This is a genomic window from Janthinobacterium sp. 64, from assembly GCF_002813325.1.
Taxonomy (GTDB): domain Bacteria; phylum Pseudomonadota; class Gammaproteobacteria; order Burkholderiales; family Burkholderiaceae_D; genus Janthinobacterium.
In genome coordinates this window covers 2,266,323-2,290,983 of record NZ_PHUG01000001.1, presented here as the reverse complement: position 1 = coordinate 2,290,983, position 24,661 = coordinate 2,266,323, and the positions used below count along the sequence as shown (strand labels likewise).

Below are 24,661 nucleotides of genomic sequence, written 5' to 3'. Positions count from 1 at the left end.
GGCTTGAAAAGTCGCGGCTGCACACTTATCTTTAGCTATTCTTGTTTTTCCGGAGCCAACGCCCATGAAACGTATCGTCCTGTTTATTGCAACCAACCTGGCCGTGATGCTGGTGCTGTCGCTCGTCCTCAGCTTGTTGGGCGTGGGCAATCCGGCGCGCGGCAGTACCCTGAACCTGGGCAGCCTGCTGGTGTTTTCGCTGGTGGTGGGTTTTACAGGGTCGATCTTTTCGCTGCTGATCAGCAAACCGATGGCCAAGTGGAGCACGGGCGCGCGCGTGATCGATAACCCGACCTCGTCGACGGAGTTGTGGCTGGTCAATACCGTGCGCGCCTTGTCCGAGCGGGCCGGCATCGGCATGCCGGAAGTGGCCGTATACGAAGGCGACGCGAATGCGTTCGCCACGGGCGCGTTCAAGAATTCGGCGCTGGTGGCCGTCTCGACCGGCTTGCTGCAGAGCATGAACCGCGATGAAGTCGAAGCCGTGCTGGGGCATGAAATCGCCCACGTCGCCAATGGCGACATGGTGACCTTGACCCTGATCCAGGGCGTGGTGAATACCTTCGTCGTCTTCATGGCCCGTGTCGTGGGTTTCTTTGTCGACAATGTGCTGCTGAAAAATAACAACCGCGAAGGCGGCGGGCGCGGCATCGGTTACTTTGTCACCGTGATGGTGTGCGAAGTCATCTTCGGCTTGCTCGCGTCCATCATCGTGGCCTGGTTCTCGCGCCAGCGCGAATTTCGCGCCGATGCCGGTTCCGCCAAGCTGCTGGGCAGCCCGACGCCGATGATGCATGCGCTGGCCCGCCTGGGCGGCGTGCCGCCGGGCGAACTGCCCCAATCGATGCAGGCGCTGGGCATCAGCGGCGGCAATGGCGGCTGGGGCGCGCTGTTCGCCACCCATCCACCGATCGAGCAACGCATCGCCGCCCTGCGTGGCGTGCAACAATGATAACTAATGCCAATAACTAAGAATACCTAGACCATGAGTCAATTTTTCCAGATTCACCCCGAGAATCCGCAATTGCGCCTGATCAAGCAGGCGGCGCAGATCATCCAGTCCGGCGGCGTGGTGGCCTTGCCCACCGATTCCTGCTACGCGCTGGTGTGCCAGCTCGACGACAAGGGCGCCGTCGAGCGCCTGCGTCGCATCCGTGGCGTGGATGAAAAGCATCATCTGACCCTGCTGTGCCGCGACTTGAGCGAACTGGGCTTGTATGCCCGCGTGGACAATCGCCAGTTCCGCCTGCTCAAGGCGGGCACGCCGGGCGCCTATACCTTCATCCTGGAGGCGACCAAGGAAGTGCCGCGCCGCCTCAGCCATCCTTCGCGCAAGACCATCGGCCTGCGCGTGCCGCAGCACCGCATCGTGCAATGCCTGCTGGAAGAACTGGGCCAGCCCCTGCTGGGCGCGACATTGACCCTGCCTGGCGACGAAGACAGCCTGACGGATGCCGACACGATCCGCGAACGGCTGGAAAAGCTGGTCGACCTGATCATCGATGGCGGCATTTGCGCGCATGGCCCCAGCACCGTGATCGACCTGACGGGGCCGGAGCCGGAAGTGGTGCGCGTGGGACGCGGCGACCCGGCCGTGCTGGGTTTGTAGCGGGGCAGGGCGCGTCCTTTGCCGCGCCCGTCTTCATCTGTTCTTAATGACAACGTAAGCAAGGACGGTGGACGCCTCTGTTAAAATCAGCGTCATGAATGATATCAATGTGACGGTACAGACGGTCGCGGTGTACCTGGTGCCGGTGCTGTTTGCCATCTCTCTGCATGAAGCTGCTCACGGCTACATGGCTAAGTATTTTGGCGATCCCACGGCCTCGAACGAGGGCCGGCTCAGCCTCAATCCCATCCGGCATATCGATCTTTTCGGCACGATCCTGCTGCCTTTGACTCTGTATTGGGCGATTGGTGTGCCGTTCGGCTATGCCAAGCCAGTGCCTGTCGATTTCAGCCGGCTGCGCAATCCGAAGAAGCAGATGGCCTGGGTGGCGCTGGCAGGGCCGATGGCCAACCTGGTCATGGCGTTTGGCTGGATGGTTGCGCATGTCTTGCTGAGTACGCTATCGCCGGGTTTTGCCATGCGCGACTACCTTGACGAGGTGAGCCTGGCTGGCGTGGCGGTCAATGTGGTCATGTTCTGCTTTAACCTGATACCCGTGCCGCCCCTCGATGGCGGGCGTATCGTCGCCGGATTGCTGCCCGGCAGCTTGTCCAGGAAGTACGCCAGCATCGACCGCTACACGCCCTTTGTCTTCGGTCTGCTGATCTTCCTGAGCTACAAAGGCTATTTGGGCCTGGCGTTGAGCGGCGTGCTCCAGCGGGCCGTGGAGATACTGTATGCGATGACCTTGCCGTTGCGCATGTTGCTGGGTTGATGCTGCCAATACGAAATTAACTGATGGAAGTACCGATGCAAGTCACTGAACCAATATTAGAAACCGAAGCGATTTCCGGCTGGCTGCGCCGCTGGGCGCCCCTGATCCCGGGTGGCGAAGTGCTGGACCTGGCCTGTGGCGCGGGCCGTCATGCGCGCCACCTGGTCAGCCTGGGCCACCCCGTGATCGCGCTCGACCACGATCCGGAAATGCTGGAAAAGGCGGCCGGCACGGGCATCACCACCTCGCTGGTGGACCTGGAGGCGCCGGGCGCCGTATGGCCCTTCGCCCCCGGCCGCTTTGCCGGCATCGTCGTCACCAATTATCTGCACCGGCCTTTGCTCGAAGCGATGGTGGCCAGCCTGGCGCCCGATGGCGTGCTGCTGTATGAAACCTTTGCCGAAGGCAATGAACAGTTCGGCAAGCCGTCGAATCCGAAATTCCTGCTGAAGGAAGGCGAAATGCTGACCTGGGCGGTGCAGCACGGCTTGCGTGTGGTAGCGTACGAGGATGGGCGCGTGGAACAGCCAAAAGCTGCTCTGGTGCAACGAATTTGTGCCGTCAGGCCGGATTTTCCACGGTTGGCAGCCTTGCTGCCGACGTTTTGAGCGGCCATACTATGTCAGAATGCACCACAGGCGCGGGCTATCCGCTACAATCGTTGTTTTATTTATCGGCGCTATAAACTTACTATGATCAAGGGCAGCATTGTAGCAATCGTCACCCCGATGCACGCTGACGGCAGTCTGGACTTTCCAGGTCTGCGCAAGCTGATCGACTGGCATATTGCCGAGGGTACGGACAGCATCGTCATCGTTGGCACGACGGGCGAATCGGCAACAGTCAGCGTGGAAGAACACTGCGAACTGATCAAGTTGACCGTCGAACATGCCAAGGGACGCATTCCTATCATCGCCGGTGCCGGAGGCAACTCCACGGCCGAGGCCATCAAACTGACGCGCTATGCGAAAGAAGCGGGCGCCGATGCTGTCTTGCAAGTGGTGCCGTACTACAACCGTCCTACCCAGGAAGGCATGTACCAGCACTTCAAGGCCATCGCCGAAGCCGTCGACATTCCCGTCATCCTGTACAACGTGCCTGGCCGCACCGTTGCCGACATGAGCAACGACACCATCGTGCGCCTGTCCGCCATCCCGAACATTGTTGGCGTGAAAGATGCGACCGGCAACATCGGCCGTGGCATCGACCTGCTGCGTTTGGTGCCAGCCGACTTCGCCGTGTACTCGGGCGATGATCCGACGGCCATGGCGCTGATGTTCTGCGGCGGCCACGGCAACATCTCCGTGACGGCCAACGTGGCGCCGCGCGCCATGCATGAACTGTGCGTCGCAGCCATGGCGGGCGAGCGCGCCACGGCGATCGCCATCAATAACAAAGTTTTCCCCCTGCACCAGAAATTGTTTGTCGAGCCCAACCCGGTGCCCGTCAAATGGGCGCTGGCCGAAATGGGCATGATGCCAGCCGGCATACGCTTGCCACTGGTGCCACTGGCTGAAAATTGCCATGCCACCGTGCGCGAGGCCTTGCGCGACGCTGGCATCCTGTCTTAAGCCGAACTTCAAGCCCGGGCTTGACCAGTCCGGACCTTCCCTGATTCCAGCTGCTACTTAGCTTCTTATCCAGTTACGACATGACTAATTGCAAGAAAACCAAACCGGCGCCTGCCACCATCGCCGTCCGCGGCATCGTCATCGGCGCCGTCGCAGCCAGCCTCGCGGGCTGTGGCATGATCAGTTCGGTAGTCGGCGGCGACAAGGTCGACTACAAGTCGGTCAAGAAAGCCGGCACCCTGGACGTGCCGCCTGACCTGACGCAATTGCAGCAGGACAACCGTTATTCCTTGCCGGATTCGAAAAACGGCGTGGCCACGGCTTCCGGCTACAACGCCCAGCGCAACGCCACGGCCGGTACGCCCGTCATCGTGGGTGCCGACGGCGTGGTCGGTGTCGTGCCCGTCACGGCCGGTGGCGTGAAGGTCGAGCGCGCGGGCAACCAGCGCTGGCTGGTCGTTAAGCAGTCGCCTGAAGTGCTGTGGCCGCAGCTCAAGCAGTTCTGGGAAGATTCCGGCTTTACCGTCGCCATCGACCAGCCCACGGCTGGCATCATGGAAACCGAGTGGAACGAAAACCGCGCCAAGCTGCCGCAGGACTTTATCCGCAACACCATCGGCAAGGCTTTCGATTCGATGTACTCGACGGGTGAAAAAGACAAGTTCCGCACCCGCGTGGAACGCCTGGCTGACGGTTCGACCGAGATCTACATCAGCCACCGTGGCGTGGAAGAGGTCGTTACGGGCCGCGATAAGGAAACCACCACCTGGACCGCGCGTCCGAACGATCCGGGCCTGGAAGCGCAATTCCTGGCCAAGCTGATGACGCGCCTGGGCGCGGCCAGCGACGATGCGCAAGCGAAGACGGCTGTTGACGCCGCCATCGTGCAGCCGCAGCACGCCAAGCTGGTGGGCCAGGCCGCCACGCCGGCGCGCGCCATCGAAGTCGATGAAGGCTTCGACCGCGCCTGGCGCCGTGTCGGCCTGGCGCTGGACCGCGTCGGCTTCACGGTGGAAGACCGCGACCGTACGCAAGGCACGTATTTCGTGCGTTACGTCGATCCGGATGCAGTCAAGAAAGATGGTTTCTTCTCGAAACTGTTCAGCTGGGGCTCGTCGTCCGACAAGGACAAGGAAGCGCAGCGCTACCGCGTCCTGGTCAAGGCCGGCAATGGCGCGACCAGCGTGGTCAGCATCCTCAGCAACGAAGGCCAGCCAGATACCTCGCCAGTGGCAGAGAAGATCCTGGGCCTGTTGAACGAGCAGTTGAAATAAGAAGTGTGGCAGCGGCAGGTTTGAAAAACCTGCTGCGCACAAAAAAAGGCTGGCCCGGTGCAAACCGGGTCAGCCTTTTTTATTGCCTGCGTCCCGCGTTATATCTTGCGGATAAAACGCCGGACGCAAAAAAGCCGGCCCGAAGGCCGGCTTTTCCTAATGCAGGGTGCTAAATTACTTAGCAGCCGATGCAGCAGCCGAAGCAGCCGAAGCAGCGTCGGTAGCGGCCGAAGCGGCAGCCGAAGCAGCAGCAGCAGCGTCGGTAGCGGCCGAAGCAGCAGCGTCAGCAGCAGCAGCAGGAGCGGCTTCAACTGCTGGAGCAGCTGCTGGGGTTTCAACTACTGGTGCTGGTGCAGGAGCTTCTTCTTTTTTGCTGCAAGCAGCCAGAGCAACAACCATCAGGGAGGCGATCAGCAGGGATTTTTTCATTTGTTTTCCTTAATTATTTCAAAAAATAAATCAATATTGTTGCGATGAATAATTACCGGTAATTATCGCTCGTTAGGTCGTCTTCGAAGGCTTTTCGTACCAGGTGGTGCCTGCCAGACAACGGAAACTTCCTAACCGAATATTATAGCGATTTTTGGTGCGTCGCAATAGGAGCAAGAGGCAAATTCGCAACTATTTTGTGATATCGCAATATTTGCCGAAGCAAATTGCAAGCAAGTGTAAGTGTTTTGCGAAAGCACGACAAAACGATATAAAAATAATATGTTTCATTGCGCTAACGCAGATGCTGTTAATTTACCTACTGTCATACCACTTTGCTACGCCGCACCCATTCAAGCCAGTTCGATCCAGCCATCCTGATACCAGGTATATAAGGCATCCATCACGTCATCGGAAGCCTGGGCCACGGCGGCGCCATCGAGCGCGCGTTCGTTGGCCAGGGTTTCCAAGGCCGTTTTATCGGCCTTGCCAATGGCAAACGATTCGCCATTGATGAAGACATTCTTGCCACGATACAGCATCAGCGTCTTGCGTGACAACACGACACCCTTTTTCTGTGCGGCGTCCGCGAAGCGGCCCACCGTCAGCGGCTTGGACAGCGGCGTGAAAAACACATTGTGTTTCGGTTCCGACAGGTGTTCGCCCAGGAAAATGGTCACGTCTTCTTCCGTGAAGCGTACCTTGTTGATTTCTTCCGCGATGGTGCTGAGCATTTCACGGGGGATTTCCGCCGGCTTGCCCGACGCTTTCAAGTCGGGATCGCTGTAGATGCCCGGCAAGTCGATCGAGTCGGCCATGAATTGCAGGAATGCTTCGCCCAGTTCCTGGAACGTGGGCGAGCGGAAGCCGATCGAATACGTCTGGCAATCGCCGATGGCCACGCCGTCGTGCGCGTAGTGGGGCGGCAGGTACAGCATGTCGCCCGGTTCCAGCGTGAATTCTTCGTCGGGCGTGAAGTTGCTGAGGATTTTCAGCGGCAAGCCGTCGATCAGGCTCAGATCCTTCTGCGCGCCGATGCGCCAGTGGCGCTTGCCCTGGCCTTGCAGCAGGAACACGTCGTAGGAATCGAAATGCGGGCCCACGCCGCCGCCATCGGTGGCGAAGCTGACCATCAGGTCGTCCAGGCGCGCATCCGGCAGGAAACGGAACTGGCGCAGCAGGGCGTCGGCCTTGGCGCTGTGCAGATTGGCGCCCTGCACCAGCAGGGTCCATTCCTTCTGTTTCAGCGAGGGCAGGCTGGTCAGCGGGCCTTGCTGCATGTTCCAGTGGCCATCCGCATGGCTGACCAGGCGCGATTCGACGTGGTCGAGGGTGGCCAGCTCGGCCAGGGCCTTGATATCGAACAAGGCCTTGAAACCAGGCACGGCTTGACGGATCAACAAGGGCTTTTTATGCCAGTAGTCGCGCAGGAATTGCGCCGGCGTGATGTCGCCGAGGAGAGTTAATTTTTTCATGCGCCCATTATAGCAACCGGAAATGCAGGAATGCGCCTGCCGTTGGCGGCGTGAAGGTATAATTTGCCAGCTTATACAATGAAAGGAAGCATAATGAAGATTGCCAAAAATACGGTCGTGACTGTCAACTACAAACTGTCAGACGCGCAAGACAATCTGATCGAAGACGGCCGCCAGCCGATGGTCTACCTGCACGGTGATTATGAAAACACCCTGCCAAAGATCGAAGAAGAGCTCGACGGCAAGGAAGTTGGCTATTCCAACACGATCCAGATCGAACCGGATGATGCTTTCGGTGAATACGATCCAGCCCTGGTCAAGGTCGAGCCGCGCAATCGCCTGCCTGAGCCGCTGGAAGTGGGCATGCAGTTCGAAGGCATGCCGGAAAGCGATTCGCCGGACGAAGAAGCGATGATCTTCACGGTGACCGATATCGCCGACGACAAAGTCGTGCTGGACGGCAACCATCCACTGGCCGGCATCGCGCTGCGCTTCTCGCTGACCGTCGCTGACGTGCGCGAAGCCACCGACGAAGAAATCGCCCATGGCCACGTGCATGGCGCACACGGCCATGACCATGGCGATGAAGATGGCGATGATGAAGGCGACGAGGGCGATCACTTCCGCACGCATCCGATTCACTAATCTGGGGCGCCTGACCAAACCTACTGCGCGCAGCGGGGCGCGGCCGGCGATGCTCACCGTACTCTAGTACGGTTGCGCTTCTCGGCCACGCCGCGCAGCTGCTCGCTACGGTTTTGTCAGGCGCCGTGACGCTGGTGGATTGGATAGATAAAGGCTGGCTTTGCGTCGGCCTTTATCTATTGCGGCGCACGTTTATCTGCGCACAGTCGACGCCTTAACCCGCGCTTGCGCCGATGGGCGCGTGGCCCGTTGACGCACATCAAAGAATGGCGTCTTGCCGGGCCGTACGGCGATGGCGGACCAGTCGTTGTCGATGCTGACGTGGCCCAGGTTGCCTTTCCAGCTGATTTTTGGCCCGCCAACCCTGGCCGCGGCCTTTTTACTCTTGCCCTCCTTGCCATCCGCATCGCCAGCGCGCTGCGTATCGACCAATAACACCTTGCCGCTGAATTTCTTTGCCAGGGTACGGATCTGCTTGCGCGGTCCGGCAAAGCCGTCCTGTTTCGAACTGAAGCTGGGCAGCAGCGAATTGTCGTCTTCGTCCAGCACGCCCACGTCGCCATCGGAAAACAGCACGATGCCGTCGAGCTGCTTGCGCTGTGCCATGGCGAACAGGCGCTGCAGCCAGGAACGGTTGGCGACCAGGCGGTCTTCGAATTCGCTGTTGCGTCCCGCTTCTGGCAGGAAATGGTTGTTATTCGCGGGCAGGTTGATGGTGGCAAACAGCACACCGCCGTATTCCCAGTGGGCATTTTCCGCATAGCTGCGGAACTTCGCCGTCGATGACAGCCGCGACAGGGTCAGCTTGCGCTGGCCCAGGCTCTGGTCGTCGGCAAAATACACGTCGCGCAAGCGGTTCAGGCGCTCGATGGCGTTGACCCTGCCGCGCGAATTGCGGCAGTTGGCCCAGTCGCTGGCCGACAGCGAGACGATCAGCGGCGGCCCGCTGGCGTCCAGCACGTCCTTGCGCTGGCTGTACAGCTTGTCGCTGCAGGATGCGCTGGCGGCCTTGATGCCGGTAGCCACCACAAACGAGGCATTGAAGGCGCTCGTTTCCGCGATGGCTTTTTTCAGGGGGCCGTCGTCCGGCCCCGCGTTGAAGGAATGGCCCAGCACGGCAAACTCGAAGCCGGCCTGGTCGCTTGGTGCGGCCAGCGCCGCTTGCCATGGCAGGCTGGCGGCCAGCATGCCGGCGGCCAGCAGGCGCAGGCGTAGGCTAGCCATGCTGCGCCGTATGGTCATGCGGCGGCCAGCCGTTTCAACTGGTACAACTGCTCCAGCGCGTCGCGCGGCGTCAGCGCATCGGGATCGAGGTCGGCGATGGCGTCGAGCAAGGCTTGCTGCGCTTCGTTGAGCGCAACCAGCGGCGCTGCAGCTTCCTCTTCTTCCTCTTGCGCATACGGATCGGTTGCCGGTGCGGCGAACAGGTCGCGCTGCGGCGTGGCGTCGAGCGCCTGCGCTTCCAGGCGCGCCAGGTGCTTGCGCGCGGCCTTGATCACCGGTTGCGGCACGCCGGCCAGCTGCGCCACCTGCAAGCCGTAGCTTTGCGAAGCGGGACCGGCTTGCACGGCGTGCAGGAAGACGATGCTGTCCTTGTGCTCGACGGCGGACAGATGCACGTTGGCGGCGCTCGGGTGGCTGTCCGGCAGTTGCGTCAGCTCAAAGTAGTGCGTGGCGAACAGGGTGAAGCTGCGGCTGCTGTCGATCAGATGGCGCGCGATGGCCCACGCCAGGGCCAGGCCGTCGAAGGTCGAGGTGCCGCGGCCGACTTCATCCATCAGCACCAGCGAGTGTTCTGTGGCGCCGTTCAAAATCGCGGCCGATTCCGTCATTTCCACCATGAAGGTCGAGCGTCCGCCCGCCAGGTCGTCGGTGGCGCCGATGCGCGTGAAGATGCGGTCGATGGGACCGATGGTGGCGGATGCGGCCGGCACATAGCTGCCCACGTAAGCCAGCAGGGTGATGAGCGCCACCTGGCGCATGAAGGTCGATTTACCGCCCATGTTCGGGCCGGTAATCAGCAGCAGACGGCGCTCGTTGACGAGGCGGCAATCGTTGGCGATGAAGCGTTCGATCTGCTTTTCCACCACGGGGTGGCGGCCTTCGATGATGTTGATGCACGGCTCGTCGACCAGTTGCGGCGCGGCCCAGTTGTGCTGCTGCGCATGTTCCGTCAGCGCATTCAGGGTGTCGAGCTGGGCCAGGCCCTGCGAAATCGTCTGCAAGGTGCCGATGTGTGGCGCCAGCTCGGCCAGCAGCAGGTCGTACAGCAGTTTTTCGCGCACCAGTGCCTTGTCTTGCGCCGACAGGGCCTTGTCTTCGAACACTTTGAGTTCGGGCGTGATGTAGCGTTCGGCGTTTTTCAGGGTCTGGCGGCGGCGGTAGTCGTCCGGCACCTTGTCCGTCTGGCCGTGCGTGACTTCAATATAGAAGCCGTGCACCTTGTTGTATTCGACGCGCAGGTTGGCGATGCCGGTGCGTGCGCGTTCGCGCGTTTCCAGGTCGAGCAGGAACTGGCCCGCGTTTTCCGACAGCGCGCGCAATTCATCGAGTTCGGCGTCGAAGCCGGTGGCAAACACGCCGCCGTCGCGCACCATGGCGGCCGGTTCCTGCGCCACGGCGCGCACCAGCAAGTCCAGGCAGGCCGTTGGCGTGGCGAGGGCCGCGTGGATGGCGGCCAGCAAACCGCTTTCGCCGCCCTGGCCGCATTGTTCACCCCTATAACAACGCACCACGTCGCCGCGCAGAGCCGGCAGTTGTAATAAACCGTCGCGCAGGGCGGCCAGGTCGCGCGGACGCGCCGACAGCAGGGCGATGCGCGTGGTGATGCGTTCGATGTCGGGCACTTGCGCCAGCGTGGCGGCGAGCGGTCCCGCCGCTTCGCTTTGCGCCAGCGCGGCGATGGCTTCATGGCGCGCGCGCGCCACGTTCTGGTCGCGCCGCGCATGGTGCAGCCAGTGGCGCAGCATGCGCGAACCCATGGCGGTGCGGCAATGATCCAGCAGCGAGAACAGCGTAGGCGATTCCTGGCCGCGGATGGTTTCCGTCAACTCCAGGTTGCGCCGCGTGGCCGCGTCCAGGCCGATGAATTCGCTTTCCGTTTCCGTCGTCAGGGAGCGCACGTGCTGCAAGCCGCGACCCTGCGTCGATTGCGCATAGCGCAGCAGCGCGCCGGCCGCGCCGAACGCGGCACCGAGGCCATCGGCGCCAAAACCCGTCAAGGTCGCCACGCCCAGCTGGTCGAGCAGGGCCTTGTGGCCGCCGACCACGTCAAAATGCCAGTCCGGCACGCGGTTGATGTGCGTGCCCGCGTAGTCGTCAAACAGGTTGCCATTGTCGCCGCTGAGAATTTCCGCCGGCACGATGCGTTCCAGTTCCTGCTGCAGGCGCGCGGCCACGGTGCTGCTGTCGCCGGAAAACTCCATCAGTTTCAAGGCCCCGCTGGCCAGCGACAGCCAGGCCAGGCCCGTGGTGACCGTCTTGCGCTGCGTGATGCTGCACATGGCCAGCAGCGGGCGCTCGGCCTTCTCTGGCAGCAAGTCCGCATCCGTCAGGGTGCCGGGCGTGACCACGCGCATGACCTTGCGCTCGACAGGCCCCTTGCTGGTGGCCGGATCGCCGATCTGTTCGCAAATGGCCACCGACTCGCCCAGCTTGACCAGCTTGGCCAGGTAGCCGTCGAGCGAATGAAACGGCACGCCGCACATCTTGATGGGATTGCCACTGGCTACGCCGCGCGCCGTCAGGGTAATGCCCAGCAGGCGTGAGGCTTTTTCCGCGTCCTCGAAAAACAGCTCGTAGAAATCGCCCATGCGGTAGAAGACCAACATCGTCGGGTGGTTTTCCTTGATGCCTAGATATTGCTGCATCATGGGAGTGAGCTTTTCAGCCGAATTTTTCTTTGCCGCGGCGGCGTTGATTTCTTTTGGGACGGTGGTCATGTGTTCTTTGTCGTTGGTCCGGCGGCAGGGAAGGCGTGCCTGCCGGGCTGTGGGTGGTGCTGTGTGCGTGCCAGGCCGCGCCAGGGGGCGGAGCTTGGGTTCAAGGCCGTCATTTTACCGCTTTCGGCAGGCGGGGCGGCGTATTGCGTGCGGATGTGAAAAAGCCGCGCGGATGGCGGTGGCGCGGTGGCTTGCAGGAAGGGCTGCGGCGACCATGGGCAAGGGGAGTCGTTCCGATTTTTGTGGAATATCAAGATTATTCTGAGATCAATACCTGAACTTCTTTCAACGTAAGAAAGAAAATTGAATACTTGCTTATCCTTGCAGTCAAAAAAACCGCATCGACATTTATCGGCGCGGCTTAGGCATTTCATAAATAGCGTGCTTTCGCAGAGCGGCTGGCGCCTTGCGCGGCAGGGTTAGTCCCAGCCTATTGTTCCGCCGACCGAGGCTTCCGGATCGAAGCTAAACACGCGCAATTCAGGTAGATCTTGTTCGCTGCGGAAAATGCGGACGGTGAGCACGAAAGACAGTTCCCAGCGACCCTTGGCATGTCCTACATCAAGCGTATGTTTCCATTCCTGGCGGATACGACGCAGCACTGGTAACGCAGGATCTGTCGGGTCTTCCAGCAATACCTGGGACTCAAAGTCCAGTGGTAAATTGTAGGTGGCACCAAGCGCCTGCAGGAAAGGCGACGGTGGCGAGTAGCGGGTTGGCACGTTGGCGCCAATCTGGGTCAACTGGGGCACAGTGATGAGGCAGCAATCGACAATTTGGAACGACGTGAATCCACTTTCCTTGGAACCGCAGCAATTAACGTCCAAATATACGTGCTGGCCTTGCTGGAAGTGCACGCCACCCATATAGGGACCGTGGCGTGGATCTGCCGTGCCATCACACGAGGTGAAGTTGTAGTCGAGTTGGTTGGTGATCTGATCTGCGTCAAAATGTACGGATAATTTCATCCACGGGCTTACAGGCGTCATGTTTTAGGATCTCTTTTCATGTTGATAATAAACTGCTGGTAGCGAGCGTCTCGCCTGAGGTTCAATAGATCGGGAGCGGTTTCGATCAGATTGAGTGGATAGCCAAGTTTGACGGCTTCCAGCAGCGCCGTCACGGCGACATCACGATTGCCTGTCAGCTCATACGTCAAGGCTGCCCGGAATTGCACATCGGGTAGATGAGGAGCGATGGCGATGGCTTTTCTGACTTTATCGAGTGTTTCCTGTTTTGCACCCACATAGGCTAAATATAAGGCCATGCGCGAGTTGGCAGTGGCATCTTCCGGCATGCGTGCCAGGATTGGAGTGAGAAGTGCGATGGCGCGCTGGTATGACCGCTGCGATGCTGCGGTTTGTGCAGGTATCCAACGCTGTGCATCAGCAAGATTGGCCCATAATTGATAGTGGCCAGGGCTGCCGTTACTGGCAGATACCGCTTTTTCAAAGGATCGTACGGCACCCAGATAATCTGCCTTGGCGAACAGGGATGTCCCAAGATTATTATATAGTTCCCAGTGTGGTTGGAACTGCAAGCCTTGCTGCAAGACGCGCATGGCTTCGTCGTTCCGGTTCTGATGCATGAGGACGGCGTGTAAATAGGCGTAGGCATTGGCCGATTGCGGATCGAGCGCTATGCTTTTGCGAAATGCCTGTTCGGCACCCGTGTAGTCGGCTTGTCGATACAGCATGGCTCCGCGTAATATCGAGAATAGCCGCTCCTTGGGATACAAAGCGGACGCGTTGTCAAGGGCAGACTGGGCCAGATCAAATTTCTTCAAATGAATCAACTGGCGTGCCTTGCCGACAAGTCCCAGTAAATTATTCGGATCCAGGTTCAAGGCTTTGGTCGATGCGTTCAGCGCCTCCTCCCGTTTGCCTTGAAATTCAAGCACCCAGGCATGCGCTATGTGGGCCAGCGCCAATTGATTGTCCAGAGCCAGCGCCTGCTGGGCTCCTGCGTCCGCGCGCTGCAGCCAAGTGTCATCGCGGCCATCTCCGATATAGCGTAGAGATGAGGCAAGCGACAGGCCCGCAGAGGCAGCGGCGCTGGCTGGATTGTGCTTGAGGACAGTGCTGAAATGTGCGATTGCCTGTTTCTGACTTGTATCGCGGTCAAATACGCGCAACGCTTCTATGCCGGCAGCGATGGAGGCCATTTCCGAATACGACGCAGCAGCCCTGCGCTCATCAATCGCCTGCCTTATCTCCGGCGCCTTCCAGGCGCTCATTGCAAGGATCGCGAGCGCTGCGCAGGCGAACAGGGTGCGCTTGACTGGAAGACGTAGCCGGATGGCGATAGCGGCGGGAGGCCTGTTCTCATTCTTGCCGGACTCCCGTATGGACGAAACCGCCGCTTGCGGCAAATCCACTTTGCTACGCTGCGTCCCAATCGCCTCGCGCACGTCACGCATGGTGCGTGGCCGTTCGGCCGGGTCGTGCGCCGTCATCGCGCGCACGAGGGCGTTGATGGCGGGCGGGACGGAGTCGGGCAGGTCGGGCCACGGCTCCGTTGCCTGCATGTGGGCAGCGGCCAGGGCCAGGCCGTTCAGGTGGGCGAAGTGGCGCTGGCCGGCCAGCATTTCGTACAGCATGGCGCCCAAGGCATACACGTCGCCGCGCGTGTCGGGCAGGCGGCCCATCAGGCGCTCGGGCGCCATGTAGGCGATCGTGCCCTGCAAGTCGCACAGGGTGGTCGTTTGCGTCGCTTGCGGGTCGATGTGGCGCGCCAGGCCGAAGTCGAGGATGCGCACCTTGCCGCTTGCCTCCAGCATCAGGTTCGACGGTTTCAGGTCGCCGTGGACGAGGTCCATGGCGTGCGCCTCGTCCATGGCGTCGGCGATCTGGTAGGCGATGTCGAGCGCCGCCTGCAAGTCAGCCTTGCCGCTGTGCATGAATTGCCCCAGCGTCTGGCCTTCGACCAGTTCCATGACGATGGACTGGCTCGTGCCCTGGCCCTCGATGGCAAAGATGCGCACGAAGGCCGCATGCCTGAGCGAGGCGGCCAGGCGCGCTTCATTGATGAGTTTTTCCGGATGCAGCACGTCGGCTTGCGGTTTCAGGCGCTTGAGCGCCACGCTGCGGCACAGCTTGGCATCCCAGGCTTCGAATACATGGCCGAAACCGCCTTCGCCCAGCAAGCGGCGCACTTCATAGTGCCCGCTGATCGTGTCGTCTTGCGGTGGGGTCTGACGCAGGGAGTCGAGCAGTTCCATATACCTTGGCTTCAGAGTGCATCAGCGTGGACGGCAAACATCGAAAAGGGTCAATGCGATGCTTGAGTGCCCAAGATGATTGATTTTGAGTAACTTCCTGATTTAAAACGATTGTTTCGAATAAGTCAATTAATATTGACAAGGAGTGAACAAAAGCTGCCATGCCAGCGCCGGGATGGCATTCCTTGCTGATGCATGCAATCTTGTCCCAACTCAACTTTCCTTGTTCCCGCTTCCTCAATAATGCAGATGGGATGATACCGGCATGTGCCGATCTGGCGACGGGAGCGGGGATGGATGAGCTGCTGCAGTATTACGAGCGCGAACTGGGCACCTTGCATGCGCACAATCAGGCGTTTGCCCGGCGCTATCCGGCCATCGCCGGCGCGTTGGGCATCGTGGGACGGCAGCACGGGCAGGGTGCATGCGCGCATAGCCACCTTGAAAAACTTCTTTGACATCATCCGCCAGCGCGCCAGTCTGGGCATGGCGCAGACAAACGAGGAAATCGACCGCTCGATGGCCAATGCGCAGCACGGCTTGTCCGCCGCTGCGGACCTCGATCAATATGGGATTGCCGGTGCTGCGCCCGGCGGCGAACTGGCGGCCACCGAGGCCGCAGGCGTGTGCGTGCAGCGCGTGTTTGCCCAGGGGTTTGAGGTGGGCAAGCAGGGCAGTTATCACTACTGGAGCGATCACTGGCGCAAGCCTGCGCCGGGCGGCAAGGACTTCTGGTTTCCGGCGCAGAAATATGCGTCGTATTCCATCAAGCAGGGCGTGGAGGCCAGCGAAGGCTCCTTTTCCACCATCCTGACGGTCGGGTTTGCGCCCTTGTTTATCGTGGCAACGGGCCTGGCTCAAAGCCCTTGCAATGCCTTGCCCCACAAAGACTGGAAAATCGAACTGAACGCGCCCGACTTGCCGCCCTTCAAGCCGCAGTCCTTGCGCTTTGGCCAGACAAGCGAGCAATTCGACGAAGGCTACGCGCCCCCCGGCGAATCGCGCCAGGAGGGCAAGCAGCGCGCTGCTGGCGACGATTACCTTGCCGATCACGAGATTCCGCGCGGCGGCCTGCAGGGGCAGGCGGGGAAAAACGAAGCCAAACGCATGGACAGCGCCAGGGGCACGGCCGATGACGAGGCGCGCCTGCGATTCGAGCAGCGCGCGGTGATACGCGCGCAAGCCGTACGGGAAGGGAAAAGTCCCGCAGGCCAAAAAGTGCAGCAGGAAATGCCCAACGCCACGCCTGACGCCGAATTCCTGCAATGGCGCAGCACGCGGATAGAGGAAATGATGTCCCGCCAGGTCGGCGCCTACGCCACCGACCATTCCACCATCCTGACCAACCCCATGCACTCAGAGCGGGCGCTCGCGTATGACGTGGCGGTGGGCGTGTGCCGCATCAAGCCGGACCAGTTGCGCAGGTTGAGGGTGGCGGCGGATTGGCGGTTGTTGAAGTGGTTGGGTGAAGCTGCTTCTGCAAAGATATTTGAACAGTATTTTACAAGTGCCACCATTGATGAATTGACGATAACCGATTGGGCAGGGGATAAAGACGGGCCAGCCAGTATGCCTAGTTTAATAGTCGACGAGCGTGAAAATCCTTCGAAGGATTCTAAGCCAACGTCTGGAGAGCGTGCTCATGGGTGACATTACAGTGGTTTTTTCAGTCATATCAGATGCTGTTATTTGAAATCTGTTTCAACAATGGAGAATTCAATATGACGAAATCCTTTTTTATTTATGCTTTGATGATTTTTCTGGCGTTGCTTTTCCTGACAGCCTGTGCGCGTCTTCGTTCATCGCCTCCTACGTCGGAAAAGGCCGTTGCCGAATCACCTGACACTAAAAAAAGCCCATATATGGCGCAAGTTGTCGCTGTGCAATGGCTGAATCCCTTGCAGCGTCGGGATTATCCCACTCAATGGCAATTGCTGTGGACATTAGGACTAGTACGACCGAATCCCGACGATGATATGGTCAAGGAGAATCCAAAAAAGTACTCCAGTTTGCAGGCCGTGTCGCCTGTTGTCGCAGGCAATGAAGGTGAGGAAACTTTTCGTGGCTATCATCGAAAATATATTCGCGAAATCATGAATCTATTCCACGATATTTACTATTCCGACCCCGAATACTTTTATAACGTTCATTCAGCCGAGAATCGCTCACGCTGGCGTGAGTTGGCTGGGATCCATATCGAATACGCCATTCCTGAAGGGGAACTCGATCCGGCGGATGCAGGAGCCTTCGTGCAGGACTACGTCCGACGCACCTTTACGATTGGTAACCCCAACTTTCCTACCCTTTGGACGCGTTCTACGCTCCCCGACGTCCGCATCACCACGGGCGGTCCCAACGCCGGTTTTACTTCACTTTCCGCCGCGCTCGACTACCTGCAAAGCCATCCCAAGGAAACCGTCTGGGTCATGAACTGGGATGCGCCCAGCCGTCCCCTGGATCGGCAGATCAACGAAAACCTGGTGCTGCTGGTGCTGGCTGGCCCCGACTACAAGACGGAGCGGGCGCCGCTGGCGTGGCTAGGCTATCCGAGTACCAAACAGGTTGCCGATTTTGAAGTCAAAAAGGGCGAACCGCCGCGCCTGGTGCAGGCGTGGACGGCGGCCATCGAGGAGGCGGCGGCGAAGGCGAACAGGCACGATAGCGAGATCGGCTATCTGATCCACGACGCCGGCAATACGCACCAGGATTCGTCCGCACGGCTCGGCGCGCTGGCGCAGACGCTCACTGTGCAATTGCCGGAATTCGATTTCCTCAAGCAAAGCTTCAATCTGACCGCCGTGCTGGGCGAGACGGGTGCCGGCACGGCCCTGACGAACGTGGCGCTGGGCATCGCCTACGCGCACCATGTCGGCAAACCCGTGCTGGTGGCCGGCACCAGCGACCTGTCCGCGCCTGTGGCGCTGGTGGTGGCGCCGCCCGCCGTCGTGCGGCCGATCCGGCCCGACAAACCGTGGTTCCGCGCGCGCAGCGGCAACCATGCGTATCTGCCCTGGTGGGGCTTGCGCCACGATGCGCGCGAGTATTACCAGGGGTTTTCGCAATGAGGCATTTTTGAAGGACGGTGGCTTTTTCTTGTGCCACGGTTTGAGAGTTTCGGATCTGGAGACCACACCATGCTGTTCGATCCCCATCCACCGCTGTGCGACGACCCCAAAATCGATATCCTCGGTCAGTTTTCCTGCAACGCCAATTTCCAGAGCAGCGACCGGGACACGCTGCAGCAGTTGCCGCTGCCCGGCATCGTGATCTTCGTGCACGGCGTCAATTCCGATGGCGAGTGGTACGCGGCAGCCGAAGAGGGCCTGTGCAAGGGCCTGAACGAACGCCTCAAGCGTTCCTGCCATCACCTGCAGCATCGTGGCGTGGAGGGCGGCGAACTGACGGCGGTCAATTATGGCGCCGAGATCACGGACGAAGGCTTTCTTCATCCGGAAATGTCGGCCGATACCTTGATCCGCGATGCCGGCACTTTTTCTCCCGTGATCCGCTTTCGCTGGGGCTACAAGGCTTCGGGCGAGGAACTGCAGCAATACGGCAAGGGCATCTACCTGAACGAACAGGATTACTGGGGCGGCGGCCCATTTGCCAATGGCTGCAGTGCACTGGCCGACTTGTGGAAGGATGGGCTGAGCGAGGGTTTATTCTTGTGGAACACGATACAGCACATGAATCCCTTCCCGGAACGGCAAGTGTACAGCTGCCCGCCGCGAGCGTATTTCGTACTGGCCGCCTATCGCCTGGCCCGGCTGGTCGAAGCCATCCGCCAGCAGCAGGCCGACGTGCCCGTCACCATCGTGTGCCACAGCCAGGGCACGATGGTGGCGATGGCGGCCGCTTTTCTCGGCGCCCGCCTGCCCAACGCCGATGGCGTTCCCTGCGTGGCCGACAACTATGTCATTTGCAATTCGCCGTACAGCCTGGCGAAAAGCAATAGCGCCGAGAACTGGGTGGCCGGCAATCTGCGTGCGGCGGACGGCAGCACGGGCAGGCTGACGGTGCAGGCGCGCATCGCCACCTTGAAAAACTTCTTTGCCATCATCGGCCAGCGCGCCAGCCTGGGCGAGGCGCAGACGGACGAAGAAATCGACCGCTGCATGGCCAACGTGCAGCACGGTTTTTCCGCCGCCAAAGATCGTGAACAATATGGGATTGCCGGCGCCGCGCGGGGCGGCAAGAAATCATCGTATGGCAGGGTGACCATCTATTGCAATCCGCACGACATGGTGGTGTCGTCCATCGCCATCGAGGGCATCGGCTGGCGCGGCCTGTCGGGTTCGCTGGCCAAGGACGGCAAGGACGGCGGCGAGCTGGCGGCCACCGAGGCCGCAGGCGTGTGCGTGCAGCGCGTGTTTGCCCAGGGGTTTGAGGTGGGCAAGCAGGGCAGCTATCACTACTGGAGCGATCACTGGCGCAAGCCTGCGCCGGGCGGCAAGGACTTCTGGTTTCCGGCGCAGAAATATGCGTCGTATTCCATCAAGCAGGGCGTGGAGGCCAGCGAAGGCTCCTTTTCCACCATCCTGACGGTCGGGTTTGCGCCCTTGTTTATCGTGGCAACGGGCCTGGCTCAAAGCCCTTGCAATGCCTTGCCCCACAAAGACTGGAAAATCGAACTGAACGCGCCCGACTTGCCGCCCTTCAAGCCGCAGTCCTTGCGCTTTGGCCAGACAAGCGAGCAATTCGACGAAGGCTACGCGCCCCCCGGCGAATCGCGCCAGGAGGGCAAGCAGCGCGCTGCTGGCGACGATTACCTTGCCGATCACGAGATTCCGCGCGGCGGCCTGCAGGGGCAGGCGGGGAAAAACGAAGCCAAACGCATGGACAGCGCCAGGGGCACGGCCGATGACGAGGCGCGCCTGCGATTCGAGCAGCGCGCGGTGATACGCGCGCAAGCCGTACGCGAAGGAAAAAGTCCCGCGGGTCAAAAAGTCCAGCAGGAAATGCCCAACGCCACGCCCGACGCCGAATACCAAGCATGGCGCAGCACGCGGATAGAGGAAATGATGTCCCGCCAGGCCGGCGCCTACGCCACCGACCATTCCACCATCCTGACCAACCCCATGCACGCAGAGCGGGCGCTCGCGTATGACATGGCGGTGGGCGTGTGCCGCATCAAGCCGGACCAGCTGCGCAAGTTGAGGGTGGCGGCGGATTGGCGGTTGTTGGAGGTGCTGAGTAAAACAGAATCAGCTAGATTATTTGAGGAGTATTTTATTGAAGGGAAATTCCATGGGTTGACCATCACGGACTGGACGCAGCAGACCAACGGGGGCGGGAGCCTTCCTGCATCTATAGTTGATGTGCGAGAAAACTCTGCTCCTGATTCGCATCCCAATTCCGGTGAGCGAGCATTTAACTAAAGCCCATTTTGTAGCGGGATATTGAATTTTTAGTGTATTGCAGAGTTGTTCCAATTTTTTTGGAGGCTATACCGTGGTTAGATCTATACTTTTTTATGCGCTCGGTACGTTTCTGATTGTCTTGATTCTGTCAGCCTGTGTACGCTTGCGTACGCCTACAAGCACAAAGGTGGTATCTGTAACCCAAAATACTCCTATGCCAGTAGCGCGGCCATTTATGGCCCAAGTCGTTGGTTTGCAATGGCTAAATCCTTTGCAGCGTAGAGACTACCCAACACAGTGGGAATTGCTTTGGATGCTAGGGTTGGTCAAGCCGAATTCGGATGATGAGATGGTAAAAGAAAAACCTGATAAATACTCTAGACTTCAGAGCATTGCATCTATTGCGGCGGGAAATGATGGTTCAGAATCATTTGATGGTTATCATGAGAAATATATCAGTAAGTTGATGAGTTTACTCCATGATGTGTATTACTCCGACCCCGAATATTTTTATAACGTTCATTCAGCCGAGGACAAATCACGCTGGCGTGAACTGGCCGGCATCCATATCGAATATGCGTTGCCAGAAGGGAAACTGGATTTAGTCGAGACGACGGAATTTGTTCGTCAGCGCGTAGCAAGAACTTTTAGCATCGGCAACATCCACTCTCCCACCCTCTGGACCCGCTCCACCCCACCCGACGTCCGCGTCACCATGGGCGGCCCCAACGCCGGTTTTACTTCACTTTCCGCCGCGCTCGACTACCTGCAAAGCCATCCCAAGGAAACCGTCTGGGTCATGAACTGGGATGCGCCCAGCCGTCCCCTGGATCGGCAGATCAACGAAAACCTGGTGCTGCTGGTGCTGGCTGGCCCCGACTACAAGACGGAGCGGGCGCCGCTGGCGTGGCTAGGCTATCCGAGTACCAAACAGGTTGCCGATTTTGAAGTCAAAAAGGGCGAACCGCCGCGCCTGGTGCAGGCGTGGACGGCGGCCATCGAGGATGCGGCAACGAAGGCGAACAGGCACGATAGCGAGATCGGCTATCTGATCCACGACGCCGGCAATACGCACCAGGATTCGTCCGCACGGCTCGGCGCGCTGGCGCAGACGCTCACTGTGCAATTGCCGGAATTCGATTTCCTCAAGCAAAGCTTCAATCTGACCGCCGTGCTGGGCGAGACGGGTGCCGGCACGGCCCTGACGAACGTGGCGCTGGGCATCGCCTACGCGCACCATGTCGGTAAACCCGTTCTGGTGGCCGGCACCAGCGACCTGTCCGCCCCCGTGGCGCTGGTGGTGGCGCCGCCGGCCGTCGTGCGGCCGATCCAGCCCGGCAAGCCATGGTTCCGCGCACGCAGCGGCAACCATGCGTACCTGCCCTGGTGGGGCTTGCGCCACGATGCGCGCGAGTATTACCAGGGGTTTTCGCAATGAGGGCGCTGATCGCGGTTCTCATGTCGATGTTGCTTGGAGCATGCGCGACGCCGCCATTGCAGGAGTCGGCAGTGCCGCGCAGCGGCCCGTTGATGGCGCAGGTGGTGGGACTGCAATGGTTGAATCCGCTGCAGCGTCGGGATTACCCCACGCAATGGCAACTACTGTGGACTATGGGACTGGTGCAGCCGAATCCAGGCGATGAGATGGTCAGGGAAAGGCCTGAAAAATACTCCAAACTGCAAAGCATTGCGTCTATTGCGGTTGGAAATAATGGCTCTGAAACCTTCCGCGGCTACCACCATAAATATATCGAAGATATGTTTGATCGTTTTCATGGGGTGTATTACTCCGATCCCGAATACTTCTATAACGTCCACTCTGCCAAGGATAGGTCGCGCTGGCGTGAACTGGCCGGTATCCGTATCGAATATGCGCTGCCTGAAGATAAGCTTGATCCTGTGGAGTCTGCCGCCTTCGTACAGAACTATGTCCGTCGCATTTTTACCATCGGAAACCCGAACTTCCCCACCCTCTGGACCCGCTCCACCCCACCCGACGTCCGCGTCACCATGGGCGGTCCCAACGCCGGTTTTACTTCTTTGGCCGCGGCGCTCGACTATCTGCAAACTCACCCCAAGGAAACCGTCTGGGTCATGAACTGGGATGCGCCCAGCCGGCCCCTGGACCGGCAGATCAACGAGAACCTGGTGCTGCTGGTGCTGGCTGGTCCCGACTTTAAAACGGAGCGCGCGCCACTGGCATGGCTAGGCTATCCAAGCAGGAAGGCTGTGGCGGATTTTGAAGTCAAAAAGGGCGAACCGCCGCGCCTGGTGCAGGCGTGGACGGCGGCCATCGAAGAGGCTGCGGCCAAGGCCAATCAAGCCGAGACCGGGATCGGCTATCTGATCCACGACGCGGGCAATACACACCAGGATTCGTCCGCACGGCTCGGTGCGCTGGCGCAGACGCTCACCGTGCAATTGCCGGAATTCGATTTTCTGAAGCAAAGCTTCAATCTGACGGCCGTGCTGGGCGAGACGGGCGCGGGCACGGCCCTGACGAACGTGGCGCTGGGCATCGCTTACGCGCATCATTTCGGGAAACCCGTGCTGGTGGCCGGCACCAGCGACCTGTCCGCGCCGGTGGCGCTGGTGGTGGCGCCGCCCGCCGTCGTGCGGCCGATCCAGCCCGACAAGCCGTGGTTCCGCGCGCGCAGCGGCAACCATGCGTATCTGCCCTGGTGGGGCTTGCGCCATGATGCGCGCGAGTATTACCAGGGGTTTTCGCAATGAGGCGCCGTACTTACCCAGGGAGAAAAGCATGCGTGGCGTGATCCGTTTGAACGACCCCACCAGCCATGGCGGCAAGGTAGTGGGGGCGGCGCCGAACAGTACGGTGCTGGGCGTGGCCGTGGCGCGCAAGGGCGACCCTTGCGTGTGTCCGATCAAGGGCCACGTGCGCTGCGTGATCGCCGAGGGCGATCCGCAGGTGTTGATCGATGGCGTGCCCGTGGCCTTTGACGGTCACAAGACCAGCTGCGGTGCCAGCCTGATGTCCACCGTGGGCAACAGCGGGCGCAGTTAGACGACGCAGGCGTCGATGGCAGCGCCCAGCTTGTCGACGAGCTCATCGACGTGGCTGGCGTTGATGATGTAGGGCGGCGCCAGCAGGACGTGGTCGCCGTGCAGGCCGTCGATGGTGCCGCCCATGGGGTAGCACATCAGCCCGCCCTGCATGGCGTGCGCCTTGATGCGCGCGTGCAGGCGGCGGGCCGGGTCGAACGGTTGCTTGGTATCGCGGTCCTGCACCAGTTCCAGGCCCAGGAACAGGCCGCGGCCGCGGATGTCGCCCACGTGCGCATGGCCATCGAAACGCTGCTGCAGGCGCTCCTTAAGCAAGCCGCCCATGGCGCGCACATTGGCCAGCAAATCGCGCTCCTCGATCTGCCGCTGCACGGCCAGGGCGGCGGCGCAGGCCGTGGCGTGGCCGACATACGTGTGGCCATGCTGGAAGAAGCCCGTGCCGGCGCGGATGGTCTCGCGGATGTCCTGGGACACCATCACGGCGCCGATGGGCTGGTAGCCGGCGCCCAGGCCCTTGGCGATGCAGATCAGGTCGGCCGTGATGCCTTCCTGCTCGCAGGCGAACAGGCTGCCCGTGCGGCCCATGCCGCACATGACTTCGTCGAGGATCAGCAAGATGCCGTGGCGCTGGCAGATGTCGCGCATGCGCGCAAAATAGCCGGCCACGGCGGGCAGGGCGCCGGCCGTGGCGCCGACGACGGGTTCGGCGATGAAGGCCATGACATTGTCCGCGCCCAGTGCGGCGATGTTGTCTTCCAGCTCCTGGCCCAGGCGCGCCACGTAGTCAGCATCCGTTTCATGCGCCTGCTGCTCGCGCCAGGCGTAGCAGGGCGACACATGGGTCACGCCAATGAGCAATGGCTCGAATTGCTGGCGGCGCCAGGCGTTGCCGCCCGTGGCCAGGGCGCCCAGGGTGTTGCCGTGGTAGCTCTGGCGGCGCGCGATGACGTGGCGGCGCTGCGGCTGGCCCCGCTCGACGAAATACTGCCGCGCCATTTTCAACGCGCTTTCCACGGCTTCCGACCCGCCCGAGACGAAATACACGCTGTCGATGCCGGCAGGCGCGCGCGCGACGAGGAAATCGGCCAGCTGCTCCATCGGTTCGCTGGTAAAGAACGCGCTGTGCGCGTAGGCCATGCTGGCAATCTGCTGCTGCACGGCGGCGATGACGGCCGCATCCGCATGGCCCAGGCACGACACGGCCGCGCCGCCGCAGGCGTCCAGGTAGCGCTTGCCATCGGCATCGATCAGGTAAGGGCCATCGCCGCCCGTGGCGACGGGGTAATTGGCGGTCAGGCTGCGGTGGAAGACATGGCTCATGGCATCGCTTTCTTGTCG

21 protein-coding genes are annotated in these 24,661 nt (G+C 60.6%); 14 read left to right on the top strand and 7 right to left on the bottom strand.

Annotated elements, in window-relative coordinates; all coding sequences use genetic code 11:
* Positions 1–64: 64 nt before the first annotated feature.
* From htpX to bamC, 6 genes are all read left to right on the top strand, one after another.
* Positions 65–952, top strand: coding sequence for a protease HtpX (gene htpX, locus CLU91_RS10025; RefSeq protein ID WP_100874033.1), 888 nt, complete (start codon positions 65–67; stop codon positions 950–952).
* Between the two features lie 33 nt (positions 953–985).
* Entirely contained in the window at positions 986–1,609 is a 624-nt protein-coding gene (locus CLU91_RS10020; RefSeq protein WP_100874032.1) for an L-threonylcarbamoyladenylate synthase, read from the top strand.
* A 94-nt stretch (positions 1,610–1,703) separates the two neighbouring features.
* Positions 1,704–2,384: a site-2 protease family protein gene (locus CLU91_RS10015; protein ID WP_198521297.1), complete on the top strand. Its 681-nt coding sequence runs from the start codon at positions 1,704–1,706 to the stop codon at positions 2,382–2,384.
* Positions 2,385–2,419: 35 nt separating this feature from the next.
* Positions 2,420–2,992 (top strand): class I SAM-dependent methyltransferase, encoded by a 573-nt coding sequence (locus CLU91_RS10010; protein ID WP_099666949.1) that lies wholly within the window; start codon positions 2,420–2,422, stop codon positions 2,990–2,992.
* Between the two features lie 84 nt (positions 2,993–3,076).
* A complete protein-coding gene (gene dapA, locus CLU91_RS10005) occupies positions 3,077–3,955 on the top strand; it encodes a 4-hydroxy-tetrahydrodipicolinate synthase (RefSeq protein WP_100874031.1) in 879 nt (292 codons plus the stop codon).
* A gap of 80 nt (positions 3,956–4,035) precedes the next feature.
* Entirely contained in the window at positions 4,036–5,229 is a 1,194-nt protein-coding gene (gene bamC / locus CLU91_RS10000) for an outer membrane protein assembly factor BamC (protein ID WP_100874030.1), read from the top strand.
* Positions 5,230–5,403: 174 nt separating this feature from the next.
* On the opposite strand, the gene CLU91_RS09995 is transcribed toward bamC, so the two are convergent.
* Complete coding sequence (locus tag CLU91_RS09995) at positions 5,404–5,658, bottom strand: hypothetical protein (protein ID WP_100874029.1); 255 nt, start codon at positions 5,656–5,658, stop codon at positions 5,404–5,406.
* A gap of 353 nt (positions 5,659–6,011) precedes the next feature.
* On the bottom strand, positions 6,012–7,133 hold the full coding sequence (locus tag CLU91_RS09990) for a cupin domain-containing protein (protein WP_100874028.1): 1,122 nt from the start codon (positions 7,131–7,133) through the stop codon (positions 6,012–6,014).
* Positions 7,134–7,226: 93 nt separating this feature from the next.
* Here CLU91_RS09990 and CLU91_RS09985 point away from each other — a divergent pair, with 93 nt between their 5' ends.
* Positions 7,227–7,778 carry an FKBP-type peptidyl-prolyl cis-trans isomerase gene (locus CLU91_RS09985; protein WP_100874027.1) on the top strand — a complete coding sequence of 184 codons (552 nt, stop codon included), beginning with the start codon at positions 7,227–7,229 and terminating at the stop codon, positions 7,776–7,778.
* A 192-nt stretch (positions 7,779–7,970) separates the two neighbouring features.
* Here CLU91_RS09985 and CLU91_RS09980 read toward each other — a convergent pair whose 3' ends face one another.
* From CLU91_RS09980 to CLU91_RS09965, 4 genes are all read right to left on the bottom strand, one after another.
* On the bottom strand, positions 7,971–9,002 hold the full coding sequence (locus CLU91_RS09980) for a hypothetical protein (protein WP_232730698.1): 1,032 nt from the start codon (positions 9,000–9,002) through the stop codon (positions 7,971–7,973).
* Positions 9,003–9,016: 14 nt separating this feature from the next.
* The gene (mutS, locus tag CLU91_RS09975; protein WP_100874025.1) at positions 9,017–11,719 is read right to left on the bottom strand and encodes a DNA mismatch repair protein MutS; all 2,703 of its coding nucleotides are present in this window, start codon (positions 11,717–11,719) and stop codon (positions 9,017–9,019) included.
* Between the two features lie 419 nt (positions 11,720–12,138).
* Entirely contained in the window at positions 12,139–12,708 is a 570-nt protein-coding gene (locus tag CLU91_RS09970; RefSeq protein ID WP_100874024.1) for a hypothetical protein, read from the bottom strand.
* Entirely contained in the window at positions 12,705–14,939 is a 2,235-nt protein-coding gene (locus tag CLU91_RS09965; RefSeq protein WP_100874023.1) for a serine/threonine-protein kinase, read from the bottom strand. The genes CLU91_RS09970 and CLU91_RS09965 overlap by 4 nt, the downstream gene beginning before the upstream one ends.
* Before the next feature lie 203 nt (positions 14,940–15,142).
* Between CLU91_RS09965 and CLU91_RS28245 the strand changes: the two genes are divergently transcribed.
* From CLU91_RS28245 to CLU91_RS09935, 7 genes are all read left to right on the top strand, one after another.
* On the top strand, positions 15,143–15,397 hold the full coding sequence (locus CLU91_RS28245; protein ID WP_198521296.1) for a type VI secretion system baseplate subunit TssF: 255 nt from the start codon (positions 15,143–15,145) through the stop codon (positions 15,395–15,397).
* 28 nt (positions 15,398–15,425) lie between these two features.
* Positions 15,426–16,589 (top strand): hypothetical protein, encoded by a 1,164-nt coding sequence (locus tag CLU91_RS09960; RefSeq protein ID WP_198521295.1) that lies wholly within the window; start codon positions 15,426–15,428, stop codon positions 16,587–16,589.
* A 71-nt stretch (positions 16,590–16,660) separates the two neighbouring features.
* The gene (locus tag CLU91_RS09955) at positions 16,661–18,004 is read left to right on the top strand and encodes a hypothetical protein (RefSeq protein ID WP_232730697.1); all 1,344 of its coding nucleotides are present in this window, start codon (positions 16,661–16,663) and stop codon (positions 18,002–18,004) included.
* Positions 18,005–18,073: 69 nt separating this feature from the next.
* A complete protein-coding gene (locus CLU91_RS09950) occupies positions 18,074–20,317 on the top strand; it encodes a T6SS effector phospholipase Tle3 domain-containing protein (RefSeq protein ID WP_100874021.1) in 2,244 nt (747 codons plus the stop codon).
* 448 nt (positions 20,318–20,765) lie between these two features.
* A complete protein-coding gene (locus tag CLU91_RS09945) occupies positions 20,766–21,737 on the top strand; it encodes a hypothetical protein (RefSeq protein ID WP_232730696.1) in 972 nt (323 codons plus the stop codon).
* Positions 21,734–23,032 carry a hypothetical protein gene (locus CLU91_RS09940; protein ID WP_232730695.1) on the top strand — a complete coding sequence of 433 codons (1,299 nt, stop codon included), beginning with the start codon at positions 21,734–21,736 and terminating at the stop codon, positions 23,030–23,032. Before CLU91_RS09945 ends, CLU91_RS09940 begins: the two co-directional genes overlap by 4 nt.
* Before the next feature lie 28 nt (positions 23,033–23,060).
* Entirely contained in the window at positions 23,061–23,324 is a 264-nt protein-coding gene (locus CLU91_RS09935; protein WP_100874020.1) for a PAAR domain-containing protein, read from the top strand.
* Here CLU91_RS09935 and CLU91_RS09930 read toward each other — a convergent pair.
* Entirely contained in the window at positions 23,321–24,643 is a 1,323-nt protein-coding gene (locus CLU91_RS09930; protein ID WP_100874019.1) for an aspartate aminotransferase family protein, read from the bottom strand. The genes CLU91_RS09935 and CLU91_RS09930 overlap by 4 nt on opposite strands.
* Positions 24,644–24,661 lie beyond the last annotated feature (18 nt).

What these genes read in the sequence shown, in the direction of transcription:
- mutS (WP_100874025.1), bottom strand. Translation starts at nt 11,719, where the DNA reads ATGACCACCGTCCCAAAAGAAATCAACGCCGCCGCGGCAAAGAAAAAT.
- CLU91_RS09995 (WP_100874029.1), bottom strand. Translation starts at nt 5,658, where the DNA reads ATGAAAAAATCCCTGCTGATCGCCTCCCTGATGGTTGTTGCTCTGGCT.
- CLU91_RS10020 (WP_100874032.1), top strand. Translation starts at nt 986, where the DNA reads ATGAGTCAATTTTTCCAGATTCACCCCGAGAATCCGCAATTGCGCCTG.
- CLU91_RS09985 (WP_100874027.1), top strand. Translation starts at nt 7,227, where the DNA reads ATGAAGATTGCCAAAAATACGGTCGTGACTGTCAACTACAAACTGTCA.
- bamC (WP_100874030.1), top strand. Translation starts at nt 4,036, where the DNA reads ATGACTAATTGCAAGAAAACCAAACCGGCGCCTGCCACCATCGCCGTC.
- CLU91_RS09950 (WP_100874021.1), top strand. Translation starts at nt 18,074, where the DNA reads ATGCTGTTCGATCCCCATCCACCGCTGTGCGACGACCCCAAAATCGAT.
- CLU91_RS09955 (WP_232730697.1), top strand. Translation starts at nt 16,661, where the DNA reads ATGACGAAATCCTTTTTTATTTATGCTTTGATGATTTTTCTGGCGTTG.
- htpX (WP_100874033.1), top strand. Translation starts at nt 65, where the DNA reads ATGAAACGTATCGTCCTGTTTATTGCAACCAACCTGGCCGTGATGCTG.
- dapA (WP_100874031.1), top strand. Translation starts at nt 3,077, where the DNA reads ATGATCAAGGGCAGCATTGTAGCAATCGTCACCCCGATGCACGCTGAC.
- CLU91_RS09945 (WP_232730696.1), top strand. Translation starts at nt 20,766, where the DNA reads ATGAGTTTACTCCATGATGTGTATTACTCCGACCCCGAATATTTTTAT.
- CLU91_RS10010 (WP_099666949.1), top strand. Translation starts at nt 2,420, where the DNA reads ATGCAAGTCACTGAACCAATATTAGAAACCGAAGCGATTTCCGGCTGG.
- CLU91_RS10015 (WP_198521297.1), top strand. Translation starts at nt 1,704, where the DNA reads ATGAATGATATCAATGTGACGGTACAGACGGTCGCGGTGTACCTGGTG.
- CLU91_RS09935 (WP_100874020.1), top strand. Translation starts at nt 23,061, where the DNA reads ATGCGTGGCGTGATCCGTTTGAACGACCCCACCAGCCATGGCGGCAAG.
- CLU91_RS09980 (WP_232730698.1), bottom strand. Translation starts at nt 9,002, where the DNA reads ATGGCTAGCCTACGCCTGCGCCTGCTGGCCGCCGGCATGCTGGCCGCC.
- CLU91_RS09940 (WP_232730695.1), top strand. Translation starts at nt 21,734, where the DNA reads ATGAGGGCGCTGATCGCGGTTCTCATGTCGATGTTGCTTGGAGCATGC.
- CLU91_RS09990 (WP_100874028.1), bottom strand. Translation starts at nt 7,133, where the DNA reads ATGAAAAAATTAACTCTCCTCGGCGACATCACGCCGGCGCAATTCCTG.
- CLU91_RS09960 (WP_198521295.1), top strand. Translation starts at nt 15,426, where the DNA reads ATGGCGCAGACAAACGAGGAAATCGACCGCTCGATGGCCAATGCGCAG.
- CLU91_RS09970 (WP_100874024.1), bottom strand. Translation starts at nt 12,708, where the DNA reads ATGACGCCTGTAAGCCCGTGGATGAAATTATCCGTACATTTTGACGCA.
- CLU91_RS09965 (WP_100874023.1), bottom strand. Translation starts at nt 14,939, where the DNA reads ATGGAACTGCTCGACTCCCTGCGTCAGACCCCACCGCAAGACGACACG.
- CLU91_RS09930 (WP_100874019.1), bottom strand. Translation starts at nt 24,643, where the DNA reads ATGAGCCATGTCTTCCACCGCAGCCTGACCGCCAATTACCCCGTCGCC.